General features: G+C 39.9%; 38 protein-coding genes. 27 read left to right on the plus strand and 11 right to left on the minus strand.

Features of this window, described 5'->3' with window-relative positions:
- Positions 1-5 precede the first annotated feature (5 nt).
- The 4 genes from ACTF5Q_RS07310 to ACTF5Q_RS07325 all read left to right on the plus strand — a co-directional run bounded on the left by ACTF5Q_RS07310 (position 6) and on the right by ACTF5Q_RS07325 (position 1,306).
- Complete coding sequence (locus ACTF5Q_RS07310; RefSeq protein ID WP_438953973.1) at positions 6-431, plus strand: nucleoside 2-deoxyribosyltransferase; 426 nt, start codon at positions 6-8, stop codon at positions 429-431.
- 123 nt (positions 432-554) lie between these two features.
- The gene (locus ACTF5Q_RS07315; protein WP_438953974.1) at positions 555-713 is read left to right on the plus strand and encodes a hypothetical protein; all 159 of its coding nucleotides are present in this window, start codon (positions 555-557) and stop codon (positions 711-713) included.
- A gap of 181 nt (positions 714-894) precedes the next feature.
- Positions 895-1,026: a hypothetical protein gene (locus ACTF5Q_RS07320; RefSeq protein WP_438953975.1), complete on the plus strand. Its 132-nt coding sequence runs from the start codon at positions 895-897 to the stop codon at positions 1,024-1,026.
- A 55-nt stretch (positions 1,027-1,081) separates the two neighbouring features.
- A complete protein-coding gene (locus ACTF5Q_RS07325; RefSeq protein WP_438953976.1) occupies positions 1,082-1,306 on the plus strand; it encodes a hypothetical protein in 225 nt (74 codons plus the stop codon).
- Between the two features lie 16 nt (positions 1,307-1,322).
- On the opposite strand, the gene ACTF5Q_RS07330 is transcribed toward ACTF5Q_RS07325, so the two are convergent.
- A complete protein-coding gene (locus tag ACTF5Q_RS07330; protein ID WP_438953977.1) occupies positions 1,323-2,000 on the minus strand; it encodes a glutathione S-transferase in 678 nt (225 codons plus the stop codon).
- Between the two features lie 255 nt (positions 2,001-2,255).
- On the opposite strand from ACTF5Q_RS07330, the gene ACTF5Q_RS07335 reads away from it, so the two are divergent.
- The 5 genes from ACTF5Q_RS07335 (at position 2,256) to ACTF5Q_RS07355 (ending at position 4,301) form a co-directional block, all read left to right on the plus strand.
- A complete protein-coding gene (locus tag ACTF5Q_RS07335) occupies positions 2,256-2,531 on the plus strand; it encodes a DUF3764 family protein (RefSeq protein WP_438953978.1) in 276 nt (91 codons plus the stop codon).
- A 39-nt stretch (positions 2,532-2,570) separates the two neighbouring features.
- On the plus strand, positions 2,571-2,858 hold the full coding sequence (locus tag ACTF5Q_RS07340; RefSeq protein ID WP_164376993.1) for a DUF4242 domain-containing protein: 288 nt from the start codon (positions 2,571-2,573) through the stop codon (positions 2,856-2,858).
- A gap of 31 nt (positions 2,859-2,889) precedes the next feature.
- Entirely contained in the window at positions 2,890-3,321 is a 432-nt protein-coding gene (locus ACTF5Q_RS07345) for a GFA family protein (RefSeq protein ID WP_438953979.1), read from the plus strand.
- Between the two features lie 74 nt (positions 3,322-3,395).
- Positions 3,396-3,629, plus strand: a complete 234-nt coding sequence (locus ACTF5Q_RS07350; RefSeq protein ID WP_438953980.1) for a hypothetical protein — start codon at positions 3,396-3,398, stop codon at positions 3,627-3,629.
- 54 nt (positions 3,630-3,683) lie between these two features.
- Complete coding sequence (locus tag ACTF5Q_RS07355; protein ID WP_438953981.1) at positions 3,684-4,301, plus strand: glutathione S-transferase family protein; 618 nt, start codon at positions 3,684-3,686, stop codon at positions 4,299-4,301.
- A gap of 211 nt (positions 4,302-4,512) precedes the next feature.
- Here the strand turns inward: ACTF5Q_RS07355 and ACTF5Q_RS07360 are convergent, their stop codons facing one another.
- The gene (locus tag ACTF5Q_RS07360; protein WP_438953982.1) at positions 4,513-4,725 is read right to left on the minus strand and encodes a hypothetical protein; all 213 of its coding nucleotides are present in this window, start codon (positions 4,723-4,725) and stop codon (positions 4,513-4,515) included.
- 135 nt (positions 4,726-4,860) lie between these two features.
- On the opposite strand from ACTF5Q_RS07360, the gene ACTF5Q_RS07365 reads away from it, so the two are divergent.
- Positions 4,861-5,325, plus strand: a complete 465-nt coding sequence (locus tag ACTF5Q_RS07365) for a pentapeptide repeat-containing protein (RefSeq protein WP_438953983.1) — start codon at positions 4,861-4,863, stop codon at positions 5,323-5,325.
- A 39-nt stretch (positions 5,326-5,364) separates the two neighbouring features.
- Here ACTF5Q_RS07365 and ACTF5Q_RS07370 read toward each other — a convergent pair whose 3' ends face one another.
- Complete coding sequence (locus tag ACTF5Q_RS07370; RefSeq protein WP_438953984.1) at positions 5,365-5,748, minus strand: rhodanese-like domain-containing protein; 384 nt, start codon at positions 5,746-5,748, stop codon at positions 5,365-5,367.
- Between the two features lie 833 nt (positions 5,749-6,581).
- Between ACTF5Q_RS07370 and ACTF5Q_RS07375 the strand changes: the two genes are divergently transcribed.
- From ACTF5Q_RS07375 to ACTF5Q_RS07385, 3 genes are all read left to right on the plus strand, one after another.
- Entirely contained in the window at positions 6,582-6,875 is a 294-nt protein-coding gene (locus ACTF5Q_RS07375; RefSeq protein ID WP_438953985.1) for a hypothetical protein, read from the plus strand.
- Position 6,876: 1 nt separating this feature from the next.
- A complete protein-coding gene (locus ACTF5Q_RS07380) occupies positions 6,877-7,233 on the plus strand; it encodes a hypothetical protein (RefSeq protein ID WP_438953986.1) in 357 nt (118 codons plus the stop codon).
- 74 nt (positions 7,234-7,307) lie between these two features.
- Positions 7,308-7,571, plus strand: a complete 264-nt coding sequence (locus tag ACTF5Q_RS07385; RefSeq protein ID WP_438953987.1) for a hypothetical protein — start codon at positions 7,308-7,310, stop codon at positions 7,569-7,571.
- Between the two features lie 29 nt (positions 7,572-7,600).
- On the opposite strand, the gene ACTF5Q_RS07390 is transcribed toward ACTF5Q_RS07385, so the two are convergent.
- Together ACTF5Q_RS07390 and ACTF5Q_RS07395 are read right to left on the minus strand one after the other, a co-directional pair.
- Positions 7,601-8,023: a GFA family protein gene (locus ACTF5Q_RS07390; RefSeq protein ID WP_438953988.1), complete on the minus strand. Its 423-nt coding sequence runs from the start codon at positions 8,021-8,023 to the stop codon at positions 7,601-7,603.
- Between the two features lie 59 nt (positions 8,024-8,082).
- Positions 8,083-8,271, minus strand: a complete 189-nt coding sequence (locus ACTF5Q_RS07395; RefSeq protein ID WP_438953989.1) for a hypothetical protein — start codon at positions 8,269-8,271, stop codon at positions 8,083-8,085.
- A gap of 166 nt (positions 8,272-8,437) precedes the next feature.
- Between ACTF5Q_RS07395 and ACTF5Q_RS07400 the strand changes: the two genes are divergently transcribed.
- The 6 genes from ACTF5Q_RS07400 (at position 8,438) to ACTF5Q_RS07425 (ending at position 12,440) form a co-directional block, all read left to right on the plus strand.
- Positions 8,438-9,418 (plus strand): hypothetical protein, encoded by a 981-nt coding sequence (locus tag ACTF5Q_RS07400; RefSeq protein ID WP_438953990.1) that lies wholly within the window; start codon positions 8,438-8,440, stop codon positions 9,416-9,418.
- Between the two features lie 232 nt (positions 9,419-9,650).
- Positions 9,651-10,103, plus strand: coding sequence for a GFA family protein (locus ACTF5Q_RS07405; protein ID WP_438953991.1), 453 nt, complete (start codon positions 9,651-9,653; stop codon positions 10,101-10,103).
- A 41-nt stretch (positions 10,104-10,144) separates the two neighbouring features.
- Complete coding sequence (locus tag ACTF5Q_RS07410) at positions 10,145-10,753, plus strand: carboxymuconolactone decarboxylase family protein (RefSeq protein WP_438953992.1); 609 nt, start codon at positions 10,145-10,147, stop codon at positions 10,751-10,753.
- Between the two features lie 99 nt (positions 10,754-10,852).
- On the plus strand, positions 10,853-11,554 hold the full coding sequence (locus tag ACTF5Q_RS07415) for an SDR family oxidoreductase (protein WP_438953993.1): 702 nt from the start codon (positions 10,853-10,855) through the stop codon (positions 11,552-11,554).
- A 133-nt stretch (positions 11,555-11,687) separates the two neighbouring features.
- Positions 11,688-12,086, plus strand: coding sequence for a hypothetical protein (locus ACTF5Q_RS07420; RefSeq protein ID WP_438953994.1), 399 nt, complete (start codon positions 11,688-11,690; stop codon positions 12,084-12,086).
- A gap of 153 nt (positions 12,087-12,239) precedes the next feature.
- On the plus strand, positions 12,240-12,440 hold the full coding sequence (locus ACTF5Q_RS07425; RefSeq protein ID WP_153696988.1) for a hypothetical protein: 201 nt from the start codon (positions 12,240-12,242) through the stop codon (positions 12,438-12,440).
- A gap of 27 nt (positions 12,441-12,467) precedes the next feature.
- Here the strand turns inward: ACTF5Q_RS07425 and ACTF5Q_RS07430 are convergent, their stop codons facing one another.
- The 4 genes from ACTF5Q_RS07430 to ACTF5Q_RS07445 form a co-directional block, all read right to left on the minus strand.
- The gene (locus ACTF5Q_RS07430) at positions 12,468-13,223 is read right to left on the minus strand and encodes a DUF924 family protein (RefSeq protein ID WP_438953995.1); all 756 of its coding nucleotides are present in this window, start codon (positions 13,221-13,223) and stop codon (positions 12,468-12,470) included.
- 113 nt (positions 13,224-13,336) lie between these two features.
- Positions 13,337-13,756, minus strand: coding sequence for a hypothetical protein (locus ACTF5Q_RS07435; RefSeq protein WP_438953996.1), 420 nt, complete (start codon positions 13,754-13,756; stop codon positions 13,337-13,339).
- Positions 13,757-13,858: 102 nt separating this feature from the next.
- Positions 13,859-14,044 (minus strand): hypothetical protein, encoded by a 186-nt coding sequence (locus ACTF5Q_RS07440; protein ID WP_438953997.1) that lies wholly within the window; start codon positions 14,042-14,044, stop codon positions 13,859-13,861.
- 10 nt (positions 14,045-14,054) lie between these two features.
- A complete protein-coding gene (locus ACTF5Q_RS07445) occupies positions 14,055-14,516 on the minus strand; it encodes a hypothetical protein (RefSeq protein WP_438953998.1) in 462 nt (153 codons plus the stop codon).
- Positions 14,517-14,775: 259 nt separating this feature from the next.
- Between ACTF5Q_RS07445 and ACTF5Q_RS07450 the strand changes: the two genes are divergently transcribed.
- The 5 genes from ACTF5Q_RS07450 to ACTF5Q_RS07470 all read left to right on the plus strand — a co-directional run bounded on the left by ACTF5Q_RS07450 (position 14,776) and on the right by ACTF5Q_RS07470 (position 17,538).
- Positions 14,776-15,165: a hypothetical protein gene (locus ACTF5Q_RS07450; RefSeq protein WP_438953999.1), complete on the plus strand. Its 390-nt coding sequence runs from the start codon at positions 14,776-14,778 to the stop codon at positions 15,163-15,165.
- A gap of 40 nt (positions 15,166-15,205) precedes the next feature.
- Positions 15,206-15,589: a rhodanese-like domain-containing protein gene (locus ACTF5Q_RS07455; protein ID WP_438954000.1), complete on the plus strand. Its 384-nt coding sequence runs from the start codon at positions 15,206-15,208 to the stop codon at positions 15,587-15,589.
- A 135-nt stretch (positions 15,590-15,724) separates the two neighbouring features.
- Positions 15,725-16,129 carry a hypothetical protein gene (locus tag ACTF5Q_RS07460; protein WP_438954001.1) on the plus strand — a complete coding sequence of 135 codons (405 nt, stop codon included), beginning with the start codon at positions 15,725-15,727 and terminating at the stop codon, positions 16,127-16,129.
- Between the two features lie 70 nt (positions 16,130-16,199).
- Positions 16,200-16,484 carry a hypothetical protein gene (locus tag ACTF5Q_RS07465; protein ID WP_154032983.1) on the plus strand — a complete coding sequence of 95 codons (285 nt, stop codon included), beginning with the start codon at positions 16,200-16,202 and terminating at the stop codon, positions 16,482-16,484.
- Between the two features lie 862 nt (positions 16,485-17,346).
- Positions 17,347-17,538: a hypothetical protein gene (locus ACTF5Q_RS07470; RefSeq protein WP_438954002.1), complete on the plus strand. Its 192-nt coding sequence runs from the start codon at positions 17,347-17,349 to the stop codon at positions 17,536-17,538.
- Positions 17,539-17,561: 23 nt separating this feature from the next.
- On the opposite strand, the gene ACTF5Q_RS07475 is transcribed toward ACTF5Q_RS07470, so the two are convergent.
- A complete protein-coding gene (locus ACTF5Q_RS07475) occupies positions 17,562-17,747 on the minus strand; it encodes a hypothetical protein (RefSeq protein ID WP_438954003.1) in 186 nt (61 codons plus the stop codon).
- 851 nt (positions 17,748-18,598) lie between these two features.
- A complete protein-coding gene (locus tag ACTF5Q_RS07480) occupies positions 18,599-19,180 on the minus strand; it encodes a dimethylsulfonioproprionate lyase family protein (protein ID WP_438954004.1) in 582 nt (193 codons plus the stop codon).
- A 553-nt stretch (positions 19,181-19,733) separates the two neighbouring features.
- Between ACTF5Q_RS07480 and ACTF5Q_RS07485 the strand changes: the two genes are divergently transcribed.
- From ACTF5Q_RS07485 to ACTF5Q_RS07495, 3 genes are all read left to right on the plus strand, one after another.
- Positions 19,734-20,609 carry a lysophospholipid acyltransferase family protein gene (locus tag ACTF5Q_RS07485; protein WP_438954005.1) on the plus strand — a complete coding sequence of 292 codons (876 nt, stop codon included), beginning with the start codon at positions 19,734-19,736 and terminating at the stop codon, positions 20,607-20,609.
- Positions 20,610-20,844: 235 nt separating this feature from the next.
- Positions 20,845-21,150 carry a DUF3303 domain-containing protein gene (locus tag ACTF5Q_RS07490; RefSeq protein WP_438954006.1) on the plus strand — a complete coding sequence of 102 codons (306 nt, stop codon included), beginning with the start codon at positions 20,845-20,847 and terminating at the stop codon, positions 21,148-21,150.
- A gap of 77 nt (positions 21,151-21,227) precedes the next feature.
- The coding region (locus ACTF5Q_RS07495) for a hypothetical protein (protein WP_438954007.1) at positions 21,228-21,420 on the plus strand (193 nt) is incomplete at its 3' end.

Consider the following 21,420-nt stretch of genomic DNA (forward strand, 5'->3'; position numbering starts at 1 on the left):
AATAGTTGTTTAAGAAAATATACATTGCTGGGCCCCTATTTAATACTCACGAAAAACGATATTTAGAAAAAATTGCAAGAGAACTGGAAAATAATGGTTTTGAGTGTTTTCTCCCTCACAGAGACCAAAAAGGGGTATCAGAGGAAAAGCTGAAACAGCTTAATATGTCTACCGCAACAAAAGAAAAAATTTTCAATAACGATATCGATGCATTAAAAACCGCTGATTTAACTGTGGCTCTACTAACTGGGCAAGACATAGATTCTGGAACGGCGGCCGAAATTGGCTTTAGTTATGCAAATAAAAAACCAATAGTTGCGATTACTGCTTCAGAAAGACGTTTTCGGAATTTGTTTGTGGAAGGAATGATCGACAAGACAATCGACGAAATAGACACACTTGTCGATACGATTAAAAACCTAAAAAATTAACTAGTAATTTTTGATCACAAATAAGGCTTTAGGATGGCTTAGCTATACGCGTTCCTTGACAGAAAGTCGCATTGATATGAGCTTTCCTAAGCCTATCTGTACTGAAGATAAGAGGAGATCAGCATGAAATATTTAAGTACAACACTATTTGCCATAATTCTTTCAACCTCATTTAGCTTTGCAGGCGGTTGCAGCAAACATGGCACCGACACCGCGATGACTTGCGAAGTAGGACAGGAGTGGAATGCAGAATTAGGCATGTGCATGGACACCAACGCGTGAGTGAGGCGACATCAAACAATAGCGGGTTAGGCTGGGCATTTTTAAGCTGTATATTTTTTATAGTTGGAATACCCGTCGTGATGCTTTTAGCAACAGAAGGACCCGAATGGTATCAGACCTTCAGCTTGATGAACCCCATGTTTTAACTAATTAACTTATGAAATTATATAGGAGCTAAAATATGGCAAATTGCAGTTGTGGTCGAAGCCCTACAGGCAAGTGCGTAGGCTGGCATAGCCTATCAGAAGAGCAATATCAGGAAAAGAAATCGGTGTATGACGCTAGACAAACTGCAAAGTCGACCGCTGATTGATATATTATTTTGGAGGTTGAGTCGCTTCAACCTCCTTTTGCAATGGGACAAATGAATGGCATATACAAGAAATGACGAAAAATTTGATGCCGCAATGAAATCACTAGAAGCCAGGCGGAGAAAAGTTGAGGCTAACGGGTACGCAGCAGGTGCATTGGTTCTGGCCAATAACAATTCAAGCTTTTTAAAGTGGGGACGCAGAGCACAATTACTAGGCGTCACATTTTTCCTTCTTTTACCTAACTTACTTGTTATGAAGCATGGATTAGGATGGTTCTAGAGCCTGCAATTATCAACTAGGTTTTATTGACGCCTGTTGGATGCTCAGTCCCGTTAATAACGAGCTTAGGTTCTATACCCACGCCAACTAATTTAGGCCTATTTTTCAAATACTTTGAAACTGAATCAATATCTTCAATGTCGTTTACAAATTTTATTAAACGGGGAAACTTTTTAAGGATTTCTGGATCAAGATTTCTTGATAAATCAAGGTGATGAAAGCAGGCAAATTCCGCAGCTCTTGGAGTATCATCGATAAAGTACCTGCCCTCATGTTTGTCAAGATAGCGAGCCAAATCGGAAAACCGACTTTCTAAGTTAATCCTCATGCTATCTCTTTTGTTGCTAAAGTCTTGGCCAACCGCAAAATTCACTGTTGGATTTAGTGGTGCGAATAATTCTTGAGCGCTTTGCAGTACGGCCATGGCTTCAGCCGCCATTAGCGGATCACTAATTTTTAAGCCACCTAAATTTTCAATATATTGAAGTATAGCGATACTCTGGCAAATTTGAGTACCATCCTCAACTTCCATCATTGGCAGTTGTCTAAAAGCAAGCTTTGGCTTGATGTTAGACCACTCATCATCAAAGTGGTCCCAAGACATTATATACTCATAATTTATTTCGCAGTAATTCAACAGCAATTGCGGAGCTTCAGCCAACGCTCTCATTTTAAAATAAACAAGTTTTAACATTTAATAGATCCGATCTTTTACTACTTAGAATTTGTTGTTGCTTTCTTGTTATAGTTTGTATTTTCCTACCACTATTCTTCTTCTCAATCTGACTTTCATATATCGGATTTTCAACAAATATCTTGTTCACAATCTTAATAACTAATTTAGGAATAATCTTACGAGCCTAAAAATAAAAACACTACAAAAGCTGTACTATGAAATTTCTATTCTTATTGTATGCTTTTTTGAACGCAAAGCTACAGGAGTAATTAAATGCCAACACTCATTCTGAAACAAAAAATTACGAAAGGGTATGACCACTGGCTTGCAGCATTCGATGGTGCTGAAGGTTTAAGAAGTAGTAAATATGGAATAAAAACAATTTACAGGGGCCAGGATGTGAATGATAATGATACCATTCATGTTGTAATGTATACTCCCAATATGGACGTAATACAGGAACATATGGAAAATGAAGCAGAGCTCATCGCTTCAGCTGGGGGAAATACAGATCCAGAAACAATGTCAATGTCAATTGCATCAGATTAATTAGTTCCAGGTAATCAGAAACGAATAGGAGAAATTAAGTTGAAAAAATTTTTGATTAAGAGAGAAATGGCGGGCGCGGGAAGCCTTGCAAAAAACGATTTAAATAACGCAGGCAAAGGATCAGAAGAAGTACTCGAGGCTATGCGATCAGAGGGCAAAAATATTATGCAGGAACAGAGTTACGTAATTGGTGATGCAATTTACTGCGTGTACAATGCTGATAGTGAGGAACTTGTTAGAGAACATGCCGAGCGCGCCGGCGTACCTGCTAGTGAGATCTCAGAAGTAAGTACTGTAATCAAACACAATACTTCGTTCGTAAGCTAATTCAGTAAAACACTGCAGATATGGGATTAACATGTCCGACCCTGTAAAAGTAAATGGAAACTGCCACTGCGGAAAAATTAAAATTAGCGGTAAGGTTGAACCAGGTATGATTATTGCCTGTCATTGCACTGATTGTCAGCAGTTTAGTGGTGCACCATTCAGGCCGGTGGTTATTATAAAAAAAGACGATATAATAATAGAGGGTAAGGTAACCGAATATTCTAAAATCGCCGATAGCGGGAATGAACGGATCCAAGGTTTTTGCGGCACTTGTGGATGTCAACTCTATGCCAGAGCTCCTGATAAATCAGTTTTCAACGTTCGAACAGGGTTTTTAAAGCAGCATCACGCACTGACCCCAGCAAAGCACATTTTTGGACAGTCAAAAGTAGCATGGATTGAAACAATTTATGAAGGCAAATGGCATGTAGCTGGTCCAGACAGTGACGAAATGAAACCTTAATTTGTAAGTCGCATAAACTTCCAACGAAAGTAATCACCGATGAAAAAATTGATGCCTTTGCTAGCATTTGGTTTTTGGACAAATTTTCCGTAGCAGACGACCAAAAGATTCTATCCCAAAAAGACTGTAACGAAATAAAAGATGGTGTACTTTATTTGCTTACAGTCGCTGATGAAAACTGGAAAGCGTTAGAAACCAACCCCGAGGGAACACCAGATTTCATTGCACATACTGCAAAGATTCAGTGGGCGGTGGATGTGGCTGCAAATTATACAACTATTTACAAAGTATTTTGTGATAAGAAATAAAGACGATAACCTATCGTCAAAGTTTTGTAGCTTTTATCCAAAAAAAGGAACTCAATGACCTATAAGTTATATTACGCAGATCGCACCGCATCAATGGGTGTTAGAGTACTTCTCGAGGAGATAGGGGCCCCTTACGAACTCATACCGACGACAACTATCCGAGGCCAGCCACGACCAACAGAGCAATTAAAAATTAATCCAAATGGGTGGGTTCCAGTACTTATCTGGGAAGACGGCGCAATGTACGAGTGCGCGGCCATTACAATATTTCTTTGCGATCGTCATCAAAACGCAAATCTAGCACCATCACCTGATTCGCCCTTGCGTGGCCTTTTTCTTCAGACACTAGTTTATTTCTCTGGTTGTGTTCAAACTGCCTTTCAGCAGGATTATCACCCATATAGATTTGCAGATACAGTTGAAGATGAGCCGGGATCACAAAGACGTGGTCATAAGAGACTAATGGAAACACTTCAGATAATCGATAATCAAATTGACAACAAAAAATGGATTCTGGGTAAGACCTTTAGTGCCGCAGATATCTATTTGTATATGCTTACCACTTGGCTTGAGCCCTCACGCGGGCATCCAAAACTGACTAATTTTCCGAATGTGAAACGGGTCGTAAAACAAGTGAGCACTCGATCTAGTATTAAATTAGTTTACGGATAGACTCTTTTAATTAGACGGATTTCAAAGCTATTTTTAGGTCAAAATCTAAACGTTTATAAAAAAGTGATAGATTAAAAGCCCCAGTATTAAGCCTTTTAAAAAGGCAATCCACGCTACTGTATAATCACTAACTCCAAGTTTCGATTTAAACCATTCAAGCTGCTTTTTATGCGTTTCAATCATAGTGTTTTCCCTTCATACTTCTTGCCCATTAGCCTAACACACAGGCATACATCATAGGCACAGGAACTTCAGTACGAAGATCCTGCGGATTTAAAGCAGTGGATGGTGTATCAAGGCTCTTTGCAGCCAAATCTCTTCTCCGAAGCTCGCACTGTTCAATAGTCTCAAAGCGAATTACTTCTTTGTATTGTACAGGCTCGTTCCAGCCCGAACTCAAAAAAACGATAAATAGTGTCCACATTATTTTTCCTCTCATCACTTTAAAAGTCAGTATGATAATTTATCTTGCTAAACACGTTATAATTTGACTGATATCTTAATTAAAAAATTTTACTAACACATTTATTGAAGCCAACTACTTTGCTATTGTATTTTCATGATCAAACTCTTGCCCGTAATAATCTTTTGCCTTTTAGCTAACCCTGGCAATACTAACGAGAGCAAGACACTCAATTCTTTAAAAGAAAACCGGTCCTGTGTTGGATGTAATTTATCAAAATTGAACCTCGGTTTGCAGGATCTTCAGAGGGTCGACTTGAGCGGTGCAAATCTCAGCGATAGTTATCTGGTTAATGTTGATCTAAGCAATGCAAATCTTTCAAACAGTGAGTTAAGCAAAACCTATATGAATGGCGCAAACCTCTCGGCTACCAAACTAGTAGAAACTGATTTCGAGGGTTCAGAACTAGAGTTGGCAAACTTTAGCCAAGCAATTTTCATTAATGTAAATCTAGTTGGGGCATATCTTCTTCATGCTTCGATATCCGAGGAGCAGCTAAATAATGCTAAATTATGCAAAACTGTTCTTCCTGATGCCAGCACGAGTTATCGAGACTGCTAGAACTAAAATAATTCGAAGATGCATTAAATCATAATCCACTTATGAGTAGAGGATATTTCCTGCTTCAACCCACGCCGCAGACCCACCTTCTAAATTACTGACGTCATTAAAGCCCATATCCATTAGCGTTTTTGTCGCGAGGGCACCTTGGCCGCCTGCTCCACAATAAACCACTATCTTACTATCGGATTTAACATCTATTTTCTTAAATGGATTATCTGCTCTTTGATCAAAATAAAATTCCAGGAAACCACGGTTGGTGTGTATTGCATTCTTTATCATACCGTTTTCCTCAACCGCATCTTTTGATTGAACATCTACAAGTATAAGATTTGGGTCCTCAATTACAGACTGAAGCTCTTCCACTGAAACAGTATTTATTTGATCATTTGCTTCCTTAATCAACTCTGGAAAACTTTTCATTATTAATTCCTTTTCATGAAACTCATTACTTTATAACTAATATTTTCATCATTTATTGGTACTAAAATAATTTAATATTTTGAATAATCACCCCATGGCACAACGGTTCGGCTATTGAAAGTGCTCAAACATAATTTTACCGCCAATTTATCTCCATGTTAAATTACGCACTCCAAAACAGGTATATTTACAGAATAAGTGACCTGTGACCCTGGCAAAAAACCCCTCAAGAAAGAGGGGTAGTTAAATTAGGGAGCTTAAAATGAATATGTGTTTCATTAATATTAACGACCGATTGCGCTTTTATTTACATCTAAAACCAAAGAAAAAAAATACGCACAGAATCTGCGACAATTTATGCATTGAAGTACAAAGATACAAAGCTAATTTTCCTACATGCAAGGATATTATGGATCAGCTTTTAGCCTCCCAGTTTGACTGATCCACCCTTGCTCTCCACCCCACTATGGATCAGTTTAACCCCATTAACTGATCCACCCTTTAAGAACCTTCAACCAAATCATAGACTATGTAATTTTCAGTTATAAATCTTTGGGATTGCATTTTAATGAGTCAAAAAATCATTCCAAATGTTAAAGTTTTTAAGTTATTATATGATTAAGTTATTATATTTTGATGATTAAGATAGAGGTTCATATGCGACTACTTCTACTAACATTAATAATACCATTATCCAGCTGTAGTATTCCATTCGTTCCATTTTTTTAGAAAAAACATAAAATTTTAACTATAAAATCGTCTGGAAGTTTTTAATTGTTGTCATAAACGTGCATTTTTGTTTTCCTCTAAATAGAATGATGAGGATGTTTAAAATGGCAAAATATGCAGTTCATACTAAATGGGAGTGGCCTAACGGTGTTCCCAGCGCAGATACTATGCAAGGTTGGCACCGTGAGTTTAAATCGCAAACAAAGGCTGAAGATATAATTTGGTTTCAAATAGATGAAAATACGCATCAATCAGTGATTATATTTTCATCTGAGGAAGACGCTAAATCAGAATTAGAAATGCGTCAAAAGCAGCGTGAGCAGTCAATTAATGAAACAGGACATAAAATGGTCGAAGAAACAATGGGACCAGTTTTATCCATAATGTCTGAAGTTTAAATTGAGAGCTATAGTAGCCATAGTATTTTTGACCTTAGCCTCTCAGGCAAAGTCAGAAGGTCTTTTTTCGTGGTTATTCAGTTCTGGGAAAGAGATTAAGGCTGAAATCACTTTAGTAAATAAGTGCGAACTAGAAGCTCGTTACTTCATTGTTCGTGACCTTCAAACAGGAAAAAGTGCATCCTTTAAAAATGGCGTAGCTAAATTGAACACAAAGGTAAATTCGTCTTTGCAATTGCAACTATCACCATCAGTGAAACATGTTATTTTCGAAGGGAATGCAGTCTCTGCAAAAAAGAAAATGAAACTTATCGCAGACTGCTCTGAACGTAAACTTGGGGGAATTGCAGACAATTGATTAATCCATCACAAATTTTAACTTAAGCACTCGATTATTAAGGTCTAAAAAATTTAATTTAAGGAGAAAAAATCATGAATATATTTGTTCGCGGAACCGTAGCCAATGGAGCGCGTGTCCTTCGCGAAAAAATTAAAGCAGATATGAAAAGTGGTGCAGGAGAATTTGTTACCGATTGGAGGTTTGCCGAAGTAAGCGACAAAGAATTTATGGCATGTATGAACGTTACCGATATGGAAGCAATGGGAGCTTTCATGAGTAGCCCCGAGGAGTTACAGTGGGACAAAGATAACGGATGCGAATACACAGTTTACAGCATGGAGGAAATGCCAGGGTAAAAACTTAATTATACCTCGGTTAAAATTAGCTATTTAGAACCAGCGGCAATAAAGTCAGGATCATCTTCCGTTCGATGTTGCGGCAAGTCATCGTGAATTATGTCCCACGGGATTTGGCTTTCGATGCCTAAATGGACTCCATTAGGCTGCCAATTCTCTGGATCATCAAGAGTGCCAATAAAAACTGCGTCTACTGATTGGTAACTGAAAACGATCGGACTTCCACATTCAGGACAAAAGCCTCTTTTTGCGATGTCTGAGGATTGAAAATATTTTGGTAACCCACTTGTAAATTCTAATTGGCCTGCATCAAAAGCTACGAAAATAGCAGAGGTGTTACCGTACGCTTTTTGGCACATACGGCAGTGACAAATTGAGATCCATTTAGGCTCTGCGCATGCTTTGTATCGGATTTTTTTACAAAGGCATCCGCCTTTTATTAACTTTCCCATATTGCAGCTTCCATACTAGTACTGTTCCACGTTGTAGTATGCAGAGAGGAAATAGCGCATCAAGCTCGCTTGTAACCTTTATCAAGATTTGAGTCGGTTCCACAAACATCGCCAGTACAACATTCAAAGATATTTGATTTACAAGGTGCACAAGCTTCATGTCCATGAACTACAATTGTGTTCAGAGGAGCAGAACAACGCGGGCATCTCTGAATATTTTCATTGGAGGGATGCTGATGATTGTCCATACCAAGAGCCCTTTAAAAATTTTTTAGCTGTTATCGTATCTCAAATTATTAATTTATTTGCCAATTCAAAGATACAAATTTATTTAAATAATGCATAATAATATCCTAATGGTATTATTTGTTTAACAACAATTTGATATAGCGAGATCTCTTAGAGTAATGAACTATGATAAAAAATGTTCGTTCATTTTATTTAAGATATGCTGAGTCTTTAAAACACCCGGGTGACTTCTCGGAATGCGTCAGAAATTTCTTTACTGACGATGCTAAGATAAATGTTGTTCATCCTTTCAATGAAATTAATGGTTCGGACGACTATCTTTGTAATTTTTTATTACCGCTTCAAAATTCATTCATAGGACTTTTCCGACGTGACGATATTTTCATGTTTGGTGAATTCGAGGGACAAGAATGGATTAGCTCTACAGGCTATTATGTTGGACATTTTGCAAAAGACTGGATCGGTTTAACTGCAACAAAAAAACTTTCTTACATACGTTATGGTGAATTCCATCGTATTGAAAATGGACAAGCGGTCGAAAGCTATATCTATATTGATATTCCAGAGCTTATGATTGCTTCTAATCAGTGGCCTTTAGATATGGGACCTGGGAACTCCCGAGGTTACACTGGACTGATACAAGGACCCGCCTCGCGTGACGGTGTGCTCACACAGGCCTCGGACCCTATTGAGGGTCATTTGAGTTATCAAATTGTGACAGACATGCTTGATAAACTAGCAACAAAGGATGAGGCATGGCGCCCATATTGGCATGATAATATGGCGTGGTATGGACCAGGAGCATTCGGTTCATTTATCGGCATCAATGAATTCGCTTCATTTCAGGTTCCATTCGAGTCCCAATTTGAGGGGTGGTCTGGTGGCACAAAGAACAATGGTTTTACTAAACATTTCACAAGATTTGGCGATGGCAACTACACCTGCTCCGGAGGGTGGCCATCCCTTACTGGAGTAAACGTCAAACCGTTTTTAGGACAGGGTCCAAGTTTTGAAAGAGTTTTCATGAGAGTGTGTGACTGGTGGAGGCGTGAGAACGCGCTTCTTGTAGAAAATTGGGTTTTCGTTGATGTCCCACATGTTTTGTTACAACTAGGATACGATCCGTTACCAACTTGGGAAAAGTAGCCGGCTTACAAAATAATTACAGCGATTTACTATGGCTAACTTTTATGCTCGTTTGCATGATTTAAATGTTTGGAGGTCATCAGGCCAGCCTTGCTACACTGCTTCACAGAACAGACAATTGACATAATAGAATGTCTCAAATCAAATTTATTAAACGAAATGTTTTTTGAAAATTTCTACAATTTCAATAATATCAAATTATTGATGGTGAAATAAATTGAAAGGGTTGATTATGAAACATACTGGGGGCTGCCTCTGCGGGCAATATGGCTTTGAAACTGAACTAGACCCAATGCTTATTATACAGTGTAACTGTACAAAGTGCCGTAAGTTATCTGGTAGTTACCAAATCGGGTGCCTTTACTCCGTCGAGGAAATTGAAGAAAAAGGCGATACAAGCTGTTACGAATTTGAGGGTGGAAGCGGTTTTATTAATACAGTGCACTTTTGCGTTAACTGTCATGTTCGTTGCAAAACCCACCCAGCCCCTGAGATTATGGATGGCATGGTTGGCATTCCATTAGGAATTTTTGACACAGCCAAAAATTTATCACCTAAAGCGGAAATATGGACATCTGAAAAGTTGCCTTTTCTAAAAACTGATGAATGCGTATCAGAAAGTTTTGAAGATAGTGGCATTGCAGAACGTTTAAATGCATTATTAGAAAATTTGGAAAGTAGATGAATTCTTATTGATAAGTATAAACTCTCACAAAAGGAGTGCCTATGTCGTGGATTGACACAATTGCCTATGAAAAAGCCGATGCAAAATTGAAGGCTCTTTATGATCGAGTTAAAGGACCCAACAACAACGTAGATAACATAATGATGATGCACTCTTTAAGACCCCACACAATGGAAGGTCATATGGCAATATACAAATACGTTTTACATCACCGTGACAATACAATTGATAAATGGTTCCTAGAAACCCTTGGTGTCTGGGTCTCCACGTTGAATAAATGTGACTACTGCGTCGAACATCATTTTGCTGGACTGAAACGCTTATTAAATGATGACGTAAAGGCAACCCAAATTCGGTCTGCCATTGATACCAATAACATTGGAAACGCTCCCTTAGAAAATCGCCAGAAAACCGCCATGGAATATGCCCGCAAGCTCACTGATAATCCAGGAAGTATACGTGAGGAAAGTATAGAGAAAATGCGTGCTGATGGGTATAAAGATGGTGAGATCTTAGAAATCAATCAAGTGTGTGCGTATTTCAGTTACGCTAATAGAACCGTTCTTGGACTTGGTTGTTCTACTAAGGGTGATGTCCTGGGTTTATCACCGAACAATAATTACGATCCCAATGACTGGGGGCACTCCTAAAATCATATTGGACCTGATCCCAATAAGGCGTTTATTGGTCTCTCTCAATTTGCTAAACAGTTAGTATAAGCAAAGTAAATTTATTACTATGGAGCAATTATGACAAATAAGGTGTGCGTAATTATTGGCGGCGGTAGCGGAATGGGTGCCGCCGTTGCTAAAGAGATGAATAACCGAAATTACAACCTAGCATTGATGTCACCATCAAAAAATTGCGAAATACTTGCTAACGAGCTCGGAGGTATAGCGGTTCGTGGCAAAGCAGAGAAGGACACCGATTTACAAGAACTATTTGACACTACCATGGGGAAATATGGACGTATTGATAGCTTGTTAATTCATGTTGGTGGGCCTCCAAAAGGAGACTTGCTAGAAATCTCAGATGAAGACTGGATAACAGCAAATGAAATGGTTTTATTACCAGTGATACGGATGTCAAAATTAGTGACACCAGTAATGCAATCGCAGGGCGGTGGTTCTATAGTAAACATTACAACATTTTCAGCTTTCGAACCTAGTCTGACTTTTCCGACCTCAAGTGTTTATCGCGTGGGTGTATCGTCATTCACTAAGCTTTATTCAGATCGCTATGGAGCAGATAATATACGCATGAACTGCCTATTGCCCGGATTCACTGACAGTTTAGATTTACCTCAAAAATTTGCAGACATGTCTGTGTTTAAACGCCTCGCGAGTGCAGACGAACAAGCTAAAGCGGCAGCATTCCTACTTACGGAAGATAGCAATTATATAACTGGCCAAAGCATTCGTAGTGATGGAGGAGTTACGCGTAGTATGTAAAACCATCAGGCGTTCTTAACCACCGAAAAGCATAAAATTAGTTTATTTAGATAATATCATTTGCTACGTACGTAACGTCTTATCTTGCATGGTTTTAGCGATAAGATACTCTTTTAAAAATTGGGAGGAAACAATGACTGAATTAAATGCAGAATCCAATCGAATGGTTTTGATACTTGATTGCAAAGTAAAAGATATAGAGAGATTTAAAACCTGGGCCAGAGATCGTGCAGCGAAGTATGTCTATGAGCTAAAAGAAGAAAATAGCATTAGTTATGAATGGCACATCTCAGAGGACGGAAGTGAAGCTACCCTTATAGAGGCCTTTATGGACAGTGATGCAATGATGGTGCGTTTAGGAAATCATGCTGCAAGCCCCTTAGCCTCTGAGGTGCTCGAGCTGGTCGAAATAACCGATGTCATATGTTTAGGTAATGCAAACCCTACAGCAGTAGAGGCATTGAGTGCTTGGGGTGCTCGATTTCGCTCACATCACTCTGGATATAATAGAGAAATCGTGGCACCCCGATAGAATAACTTCAAGCAAGGTTTTAACACTAACCCATAATGCTCATGCTCACTCACAATAGCGTTTATTCGGATCAGTTCGTTTGCTACGTGTGTAACATCATATCTTGCATGATTTTCAACTTCGGTTACTCTTATATTAACTTTGGAGGTGGTAATGGATACGTACACAAAAACAATGGTGACCATTATAACTGTATGCGTTGTTGTAGTTACCTTGTTGCTAGTTGGCAGCTTAATCTTCGAGGGCCATGATCACGACGACGAGCATGATTACGGTTATGTTGAAGAATTATATGAAAAGTTAGAATATATTAGCCACCGTATTGATGAACTAGAAGAACGTTTAGAAGAATAGCTCCCATGCAAACCGTCATAGCAATTTCTACGTGATATCTTCCTCGATCGATAGTTTTCCGCCAGCCCAGACTGGGAGGTTCTCTGTATCGTCAAGCCAAGCCTGTTCTTCGGAAGTATTATTTCTGCCGAACTGTTTGTTTCTGTGGGGGTAACGTCCAAATTTTTCCAATACTTGACGGTGTTGCTCGACTGCCCTTCTGTTCCGATCAGAAAATAAATAAAAACTAGGGGAAGATGCTGCAGCTTTATCGATAAGCTCACGAGCGTAATCAAGGTCTTCTAAATCTTCTGAATGTGCCAAGGCCCATGGTAAAAGATACAAAAGAGCCGCTGGAAGTTTTAAAGTTTCCTCTATTAAGTCCGCAGCTACTAATTCACGTACTAATTTTTTACCAATTTGATCGTAAGAAAAGGCTTCGGGAGTTCCTCTAAAACAGGATCTAGAAAGCTGATCTGCCAACAATACTTTCGCCACTTTACCCTCTAGACTATCCCAATCTTCTCCGACTAACGTCGGTGGCTGGGCCTTCAGCTCGCGAATTACTGGAGCAAACGGTTGGCATAGAGCATCCAGTGAACTGCCACTCGCAAACCAGATCGTTAAAAGAGATCTAACCTTATCTTCAGTATTTAAAGATAGCCTGATTACAGGATCTGCGGTATCACAGGCACACATATAATTCAGGACACTGCGTGGCTTCCGAGGCTCTTCCAGAGCCTTTATCACCTCAGGAAGTAACTTAAAAACTTCAGGTTTTAAATCAGAGACATCCGAATTCATAATGAGACCTCTTTAAGATTAACATTTATCACCTTTAACACAGGCACACATAGATCAGCTTAGTATTGTTGACTCTTCAATCACAACTGTGTTTCAAGAAATGGGTGCTTATGCTAAGGTACAATACTAAACAGCGTTTTGACCTGCTCAGACCCACCTACTCGGTATGCACTCATGAACCCAAGTTTAGAAAACATACTTGCATAATTTCCTGAAACATCTCGGCGAAACAAGCTCTGATGGTTCTTTAAGCCTTCGGTTGTATCGTATCTTTCAACTATCACATAATATACGTGATCACCAATAGGATTTCCTTTTGTTATGGTCAGGCTGTCTAGGCCTAAAGCCTCATCTCCCATAGGATGGGTCTCTTTGATCCAATTACCCCATTCTACTAATCCTTTCTCCACGGACCCAACTTTACTAAGTGGGACTTTCAACACAGCGCCCCAATTTGTGGTTGGAATGTCTGACGCGAAGCCAGCTTGGCCAAATCCAATAATGCACGCGGCTATGAGTAAAAATTTTTTCATGAGGTTTTCCTTTGCTGTGAATATAAAACTACTCCTCAAATCGGTAGGTCTATTCAAGTATATTATCTGTACTGAATTACTATTAATTATTACTATTAATTTTTACCCCTCTATCTCTCTGGATGATCTACATAGTCCACTCGTCCACAGGTAACCCCACCCCAACTCACAATATCCCTGCTCACGCGCAAAGACGTTTATTTGGATCGGTATGATTGTTACTGGTGTAGCATCAGTTGGATGAGCCAACCATGTACCATTAGAAGTATCATGGTTTTTGGCTCCCACTTTAGCGATCTTAATCAGTAGCTTTCCAAGAGTAAGTGGATGTGTTGGCGTCTATTTGAATATCCGTTCCACCAATCCATTTTACCCCGTTGTAAGCCTCCCATTTTCCAGTACCAGAAGTCTGTGTGATTAATGCTCCGTCTGGGTGTGGTGTCAGTAAGCTAACCGAAACATCGCCATCAGGATCAACGGACATACATGTCGCTACGAATCCCACTGGCTGTTCTTGACCTACTGCAAAAGTTAGAACTTGCGTGCAGGTTGCTGCTGTGGCCTTGTGGAACCCTTCAGGCGGATTATCCCACGTCCACACATCGCTGGTAGTATTTTTTACCAGAACTCCTGTCTTGCCTTCCATTACTTCATTATCAACAGTTATTCCCGTCCCAGTTCCTCCTAAACCAGAGTGTCCACCGGCTAGAACTAGTGTAGGCATAAGCGCTAAAATTGAACCCGCTAGAATCTTTCTCATTTAATTTTCCCTTCTTTTTAATGAAAATTAATCAACACTACTCTCATACAATCAAGACGCTACGATACGGACATTAACAGTTTTATGAAGCTGGGAGTATTTCTGCCCATTAATTAATCGATAACCCCACCCCAACTCATAATTCCCCTTGTCACTCACTAAGGCGTTTATTCGGATCAGGTCATTGGCTACGAACGCAGCGTCTTATTTTACAAGATCTATAATCTCCTTCACATTAGGATATAAATCGGAGGTGACCATGAAACCAAAAACTACGTTAATAATAACTGCTTTAATTGGGTTAGTTTTTTCGTCAGTAATGTACATTGCGCCAGAATTCGTAACAAGTGAACAGTTTCCAAATGCTGAAGGTCAAGGATTTGCTGACCTTGTTACAGTCAGATATGGAATAGCAAGTTTAATCCTTGCTTTAGTTATCATAACTTATCATTTGCGAAATATTGAAGGCCGAACTTTCCAAGCGCATGTAATGAGAGGCTATACTTTGGCGTTCAGCGTAGTTTGTATTACCACTCTTATATTGCAAATTTTAGGAAAAATATCAGCAGTACCTCCAATTTTAGGTACTGGCATTGTTGCCATTCTTTCCTTTATATCATGGCGTGGTTTAGCAAAAGACCCTGACTAAAATTAAGTTTTTAATATAGTGCAACGGTAGGAACTGATCTATGGCAATTACCCCAGTAACCACACTTGTCTCTCAAGCTAAGGAACAGATTGAGACACTTTTGCAAGAAGACGCCGAGGCACAGGTTGAAGCGGGAACTGCGCAGTTTGTAGATATTCGCGACATCCGTGAATTGAAACGAGAGGGCTGCATACCGGGCGCTCTGCACGCCCCAAGGGGTATGCTAGAATTCTGGTTAGATCCTGCCAGCCCATATCATAAACCAGAATTTATCACAGACAAAAAGCTAATTTTATTCTGTGCTAGCGCCTGGCGTTCAGCGCTAGCCGTAAAAACTTTACAGGACATGGGCTTTGAGAACATTGCCGAAATGGAGGGTGGATTTGGGGCATGGAAAAAACGCGGTGCGCTGATTGAAGAATAACCGAAGCCAATCGAACCATTTATATAGTTGCCACTCAGGAAAGTGTTAATTGATGTTGAGGTACAGTTCCTACACTATCACAACTTCATCGTAATTATAGAGTAAGTTTTTTATTATAACTTACAGGAGAGTAGCATGCTTGGAGAAAAAGCAGGAACATTGACTTTAAAAGAAACCACCAAACCTATTGATTCAGGTAAATACGGTCTGCCTGCCATGGAAACGCACAACGTTGGTAGCGGTACGCTGGTAGGTCATGAGGTTCAAGGTATGGCAACCTTTACCGCTGAGATGAGACCTGATGGTTCATGGAAAGGTCATTGCCCAGCAGGAGTGATCATGTGTGCCGGAGGTGTTGCCACCTTTACTTGCATGGGTGTTGGTAACATGACTGATACTGGTGGTGTGATGTTTCACGGAGGTGCTTCATTTGAAACAACATCTGAAGCTTTATCCGAACTGAATGGTAAATATTATATGTTCTCCTATGAATCAGATCCAGAAGGTAATGCCGAATGGAACCTATACCCATGCATTTAGCATCGGTTTGATTAAAGAGACGTTAGTCTTTGGCAGCAACTGTTAAATCATATTAAAGAAGGAAAAAGATATGATAGTTATGTTAACTCAAGATCTTTCAAAAGGCTTCGCACCTTGGAAAGAGATGTATTTAGAAAATAAAGACCAACTAAACTCACTCGGCGGTAAGCTGATTTTTGCAGGACCTCATAAAGATGATAACAATAAAATGATGGTACTGATGGAGTTTGACTCTCCGGAGTCTATGAAAGCATTCGCTGGACATGAGGAACTTAGAGCCAAAAGAGCTGCTGCTGGAGCAATTTTGGAGTCTAATGTTGTAACTGTAATGGGTGATGAATCTTTTACAGAATGAATTGTTTGCATTACTTACCCTAATCCAAGCACTAAGGCGTTTAATTGGATCTACTGATTTGACACCTAAGCAATGTTACGCGCGTCATTCGGTCAAATAAGAGTTTCAGGGGTTTAGTTGCAATTTTAGTTACAAGTCTTTATTGGTATCGTTGGGGACTGCGCACGGACTCTCGCCTAGACTAGCCATCTTAGACGAAGTGGGACAAGTTCGTGGTTTCCACGATGACTAGCAACTCAAGCGGTCAAGGTTTCCCCCCTACCTCTCAGTATAGTCCACTCGTCCACTAGTCCACAGGTAACCCCACGCCACATTAGCATTCCGCGATATATCTAAAGTTTTTGAATAGTGAAGAATAAAAATAAAAAAACGCCAACAGCTCGGGGTTCGAATAAGCGTTGGCGTTTTCTTAGTTACGGAGTAAAAAGGATCTAAACAAATTACTCCAATTTTTATAAAGTATGCTGCATCGCGGCAATAGCAATTTTTACTCTGCGTAAACTTGGCTTATCGCTCTATATTTGTGCCAACCTAGAACGAGACGATATTCCCTAAGCCACCAACTGGTCTGCTCTAACGTATCTTGTATCAACTTTTAACTTGTATAAATCTGAAAAGAGGCTATCCATTAATGAGCGTTGATATTTTGTTTGCGTGGTAGAGACTACGGAGACAAATCATGAGCAAAAATCTTATTATTCTTATTACTGTTATTGGTCTGATTTTAATTGTTTATAATCTTGGGCGTCTTTTTTTTACCTGAACTCATAAGAGTTTATACTGGCACCGATCACATTTTGGGCTGATGCACTTATTATTGTTTAAAACCAAACAATATAAAATTATTTAAAAAGGATATTTCATGGCGACTTTAAAGCAAACAGAGGCTTTGGAACGATTATTAACTTACTGCAGAACGCAAACTCGTAATGATGACAAGCAACAGGCACTAGAGTTGGCGAAGCGAAAAGGTTATGTGAATGAAGATGGAAAGGTTACATTGACTGGAGCAGATTTGATAGATTATTTAGATGAAGTGAGCGCTAGGTCATAAAATTTACATTTAACTCACTAGGGTTATTTTTTCCTAGCTCGGGCTCTGAGCAAAAAAGATGCATTCACTTGTTCGCTTTTTCTATTTTTGCTTGAAACTGTATCTCTCATTTGCTGCAATTCATCGGCTGAGCGGCCGGTTGGTTTTTTTTCTATCTCGCTATTTAATTTTTTCTGTGAAGGCTTAGGCTTATTACTCAGCTTTTTCATATTTTATTGACCTTATAAAATTTATTTTGTCTTAAATAGGTAGGGTAAGTAGTAACGTGTTTGGAAACAGCAACATAAGCGCACTGCGAGATGATTGCACAAATTCTCACAATGCGCATATGCCTCTAGAAGAAGATTAAAACGAAGCCTTAAAGTATAAAAGGAGATCATAAAAAATCTTACCAGCTTCCACTTAATTTGCTGTTAAATGTAATAATCTCCCACTAGTATTTTCACAGTAACGTAGGGCATACGAATGTCCAGAGTATAAAACTGAAATTTCAGTATTTTAACAAGCTTACTGCAATAGGTCACAAAGTTGTTCGATTGCTCGAAGACGATCTAGCTGCGTAATTACTTTACGCTTGGATGTTTAGGGTCAACAGGCCAGCCGTCTGAGCCAATCGCTGTGTCATAACCCAAGGTTTCTATGTTCTGAAATAAACCATCGTAGCAAGACTTACCCACAGCCCGTAAATTATTAAAATAAAAAAATAATTTTAGATATCCTATAAGCCAGATACGGTAGTAATAAAGCGCTGCACTTTGATCTCGTCAAGCTTTTGTCCAGTCTACATTACACTTTGTTTGTTGGTACTTTAACTTACACCTTTTGAGTACACCATTCCTTGATTTTTGCCATTGGCTGTTTTGATATCGCAATTAAACTTTTTTGCTGAATCATCTCCTACTTTTCTTGACACGGATGTTATCCTCGAAATTATCCTCAGTTTCTGTGCGTAACTATAGAGCTATGAACCACGTTTGGATTGTTACTACAGCGACAAATTGAATTGGCTTTCTGTTAATGAGGATTTACCAAAATTCGAAACATCCGCATCCACGTAAAGTCAAGAACTATCAGTCCCCATCAAAGGCAGTCCTTCCACTCCTTTGCCGCGCCAAAGGACAAAGGTTAAGATTGGACCATCAGTCATTGTCAGCGCATGCGGTTGATTACTACTGTGCATACGAGTTTCGCCTGAACCTAAAAGAGCCGCTTCTTGTCCTTGACTTTCGAAGTAGCCCGAACCGCTTACAACTGCGTAAATTTCTTCTGCCTCGTGACGATGCCAAGGATAATAAAGCCCGCGTCCCCAGTATCCTAAATAGGCACGACCCGCATTAGTTTTGAAATGACCGTCAGGACCATACAATTCAAGATAGCCATAATCTTGCAAGAAACCAAAGCCGACCTCATTCTCAGTATATGATTGCTTCCAATTACCAAAGTCAGCAACCTGTTGGGCCGCTTTATGGAGTGGGTGTGCATTAGACCAGTGTTTTATTTGCCTAACAGCTGGGACCAAAACAACTGGCTTATCCTCGTAAGAAAGATCTGTTGGCCAAGGTGCAAACTCTTTTAGTGCCTGTGACGAAGAGTATACATCCTTTGCTGCATTTAAAAGGTGTAGAAAGAGATTTTGTTTCATGCCGTCACCTGCGTTGACTTGGTAGTTTCAAGATTAATCTCAGTGTAAACACAAAATAAAATAACATTATTGCATGTACTGATAAGTATTGTTTCCTACAAACCCATATTCGTTATGAATTTCATTACTAGCAAATCATACAGTGATCTATCAGAATTCTAGTACCACGCTCTAAAAAACAGCTTGATTGATAAGTTCATCTTCATTCAACGCGATGTTTTGTTTCCAGATGATTGCAATTAACTCCTTGCGTCTGAATAGAAAAAGAAACTCTCGGTCGGTGAAGAGAGCCCTCGGATTTTCCAGAATAATCTGACAGGCTAGGACAGCCATGATTATTTGTATACCGAAAGAACCTGCAATGAGAAGGTAACGCTATTAGTTCCATAGCATCAACATAACTGCACACCCAGCCCCTCATGAGCCTTTAGCGGGCAATAAGTGACCGAAAGGTGCGGCAAACAAGACTACAAATGCCCTGCCCGTCTAAAGTGATTCAGTCTGACAGTACCTTTTCGATTGGTATTGCCGGTGAATTCAGTAATAAAGAGCAATGATTACCGACTTGTTGAAATCAGTTTTACATCATGCCAGATACTTCCCTTTGTGGTCGGCGCTGACGGCTGTTCGATGGCGCTCCTTTAACTCTCGGTCTAGTGGATTGGGTACAACATTTAAAACCGTCATGCGTTGGTTTCCGCCTGCAGGGCGCCGATTTGACCGCGAAGCCAAACGAGTTTTTCCTAATATGCAGCGCGGCGAGCGCGCTAAGCTGGGCCAAGAAATGGGGCGACATATGGGGAGAACACTGTTTGAGATTTATCACGATGCTGAATTTCAAACCCAATACCATAAATTCAATGCCTCTGGTCCTGGCCTTACTGCTCTGAAAGAGGCTCAAGCGGCTGGCAAGGGAGCAATCATTGTTTCCGGCCATTTTGGACAGTGGGAAGCTGTTCGCGCTGTGATCAAAATGCATGGGCTTGAAAGCGGCGCTGTGTATCGACCACACAAGAACCGCCACTACGCGCGCCGCATTCTTGCTGGTATAGAGGCAGGGGGAAAGCCGATTTTGGCGACGGGAAAAGTTGGAACCAGGGCCCTAGTGCGGCATCTGCGGGATGGTGGCATTATTTCAATCTTGTTAGATGAAAAATATTCGGAAGGCGTTAGGATACCGTTTCTCGGGCATGACGCTCTTACATCTCTTTCAGCTGCCCAGCTTGCAATTAAATATGATCTGCCCATGATTCCTGCATTTGGCACACGCATTGATGATGGGAACGCATTTCGCGTGGAATTCGAAGCCCCAATCCCCCACACCGATAGCATCACCATGACGCATGTTTTTAACAACAGTCTATCCGCGCGGATCATGGCGAATCCAGAACAGTGGTACTGGATGCTAAGACGGTGGGATGGTGCTTGACTTTAAGTGTAGTTAGCGAACAAATTCTCTATGGTATAAAATGGAATAGATGCGGCCTCAAATAAAAGACTTCAGGCTTTGGAAAAGTTTATTAATTAAGAAAAATTTTCAAAGTCAGTGGACTTACTTAACGTCAAAACAACATTTAGTATCTTTGTTACAAAATCACGTTAATCTACAAAGACTACAAACTAGCAAAATATTTAAACAAAAACTAATTTATGGAGGTAAATTTATGATTTTTATGTGTACTTATCAAGTTGACCGAGACAAACAAGCTGACACTCAAGCGTTCTTCGCAAATATGACTGATGAACAAATTGCTGGTGAATATCCTGATGGTGTGTCTCAAATTGGACGGTGGCACGATGTTCCAAATGGAAACGGCTGGATCGTTGTCGAATCCGATAATCAAGAAGCGTTAACTTCGTGGATTATGGGCTGGTCGGGACAGTGCAAATTCCCAACTGTTACTCCAGTTGTCGACGACGACAATGCCCGAAAGTTAGTCAAAGCTATGTTGGCGACACAACAAGGCTAACGATAATCAGATTTAAAGAAACCTAGTGCGGCTCAGACGCTCAAGGCAAGCACAAGAAAATCAAAGGAGATAAACCTATGAATGTATTTGTTCGGGGAACTGTAGAAGCGGGAGCGAATGTTCTCCACGCAAAGATTAAAGCAGACATGGCAGCAGGAGCTGGTGACTTTGTAACAGAATGGCGCTTTGCAGAATTGGGTGAAAAAGAGTTCATGGCTTGCATGAATGTTACTGACATGGAAGCAATGGGTGCATTTATGAGCAGCCCAG

Source organism: Candidatus Salinivivens marinus (assembly GCF_965655845.1).
GTDB lineage: Bacteria > Pseudomonadota > Alphaproteobacteria > Rhodobacterales > Rhodobacteraceae > Salinivivens > Salinivivens marinus.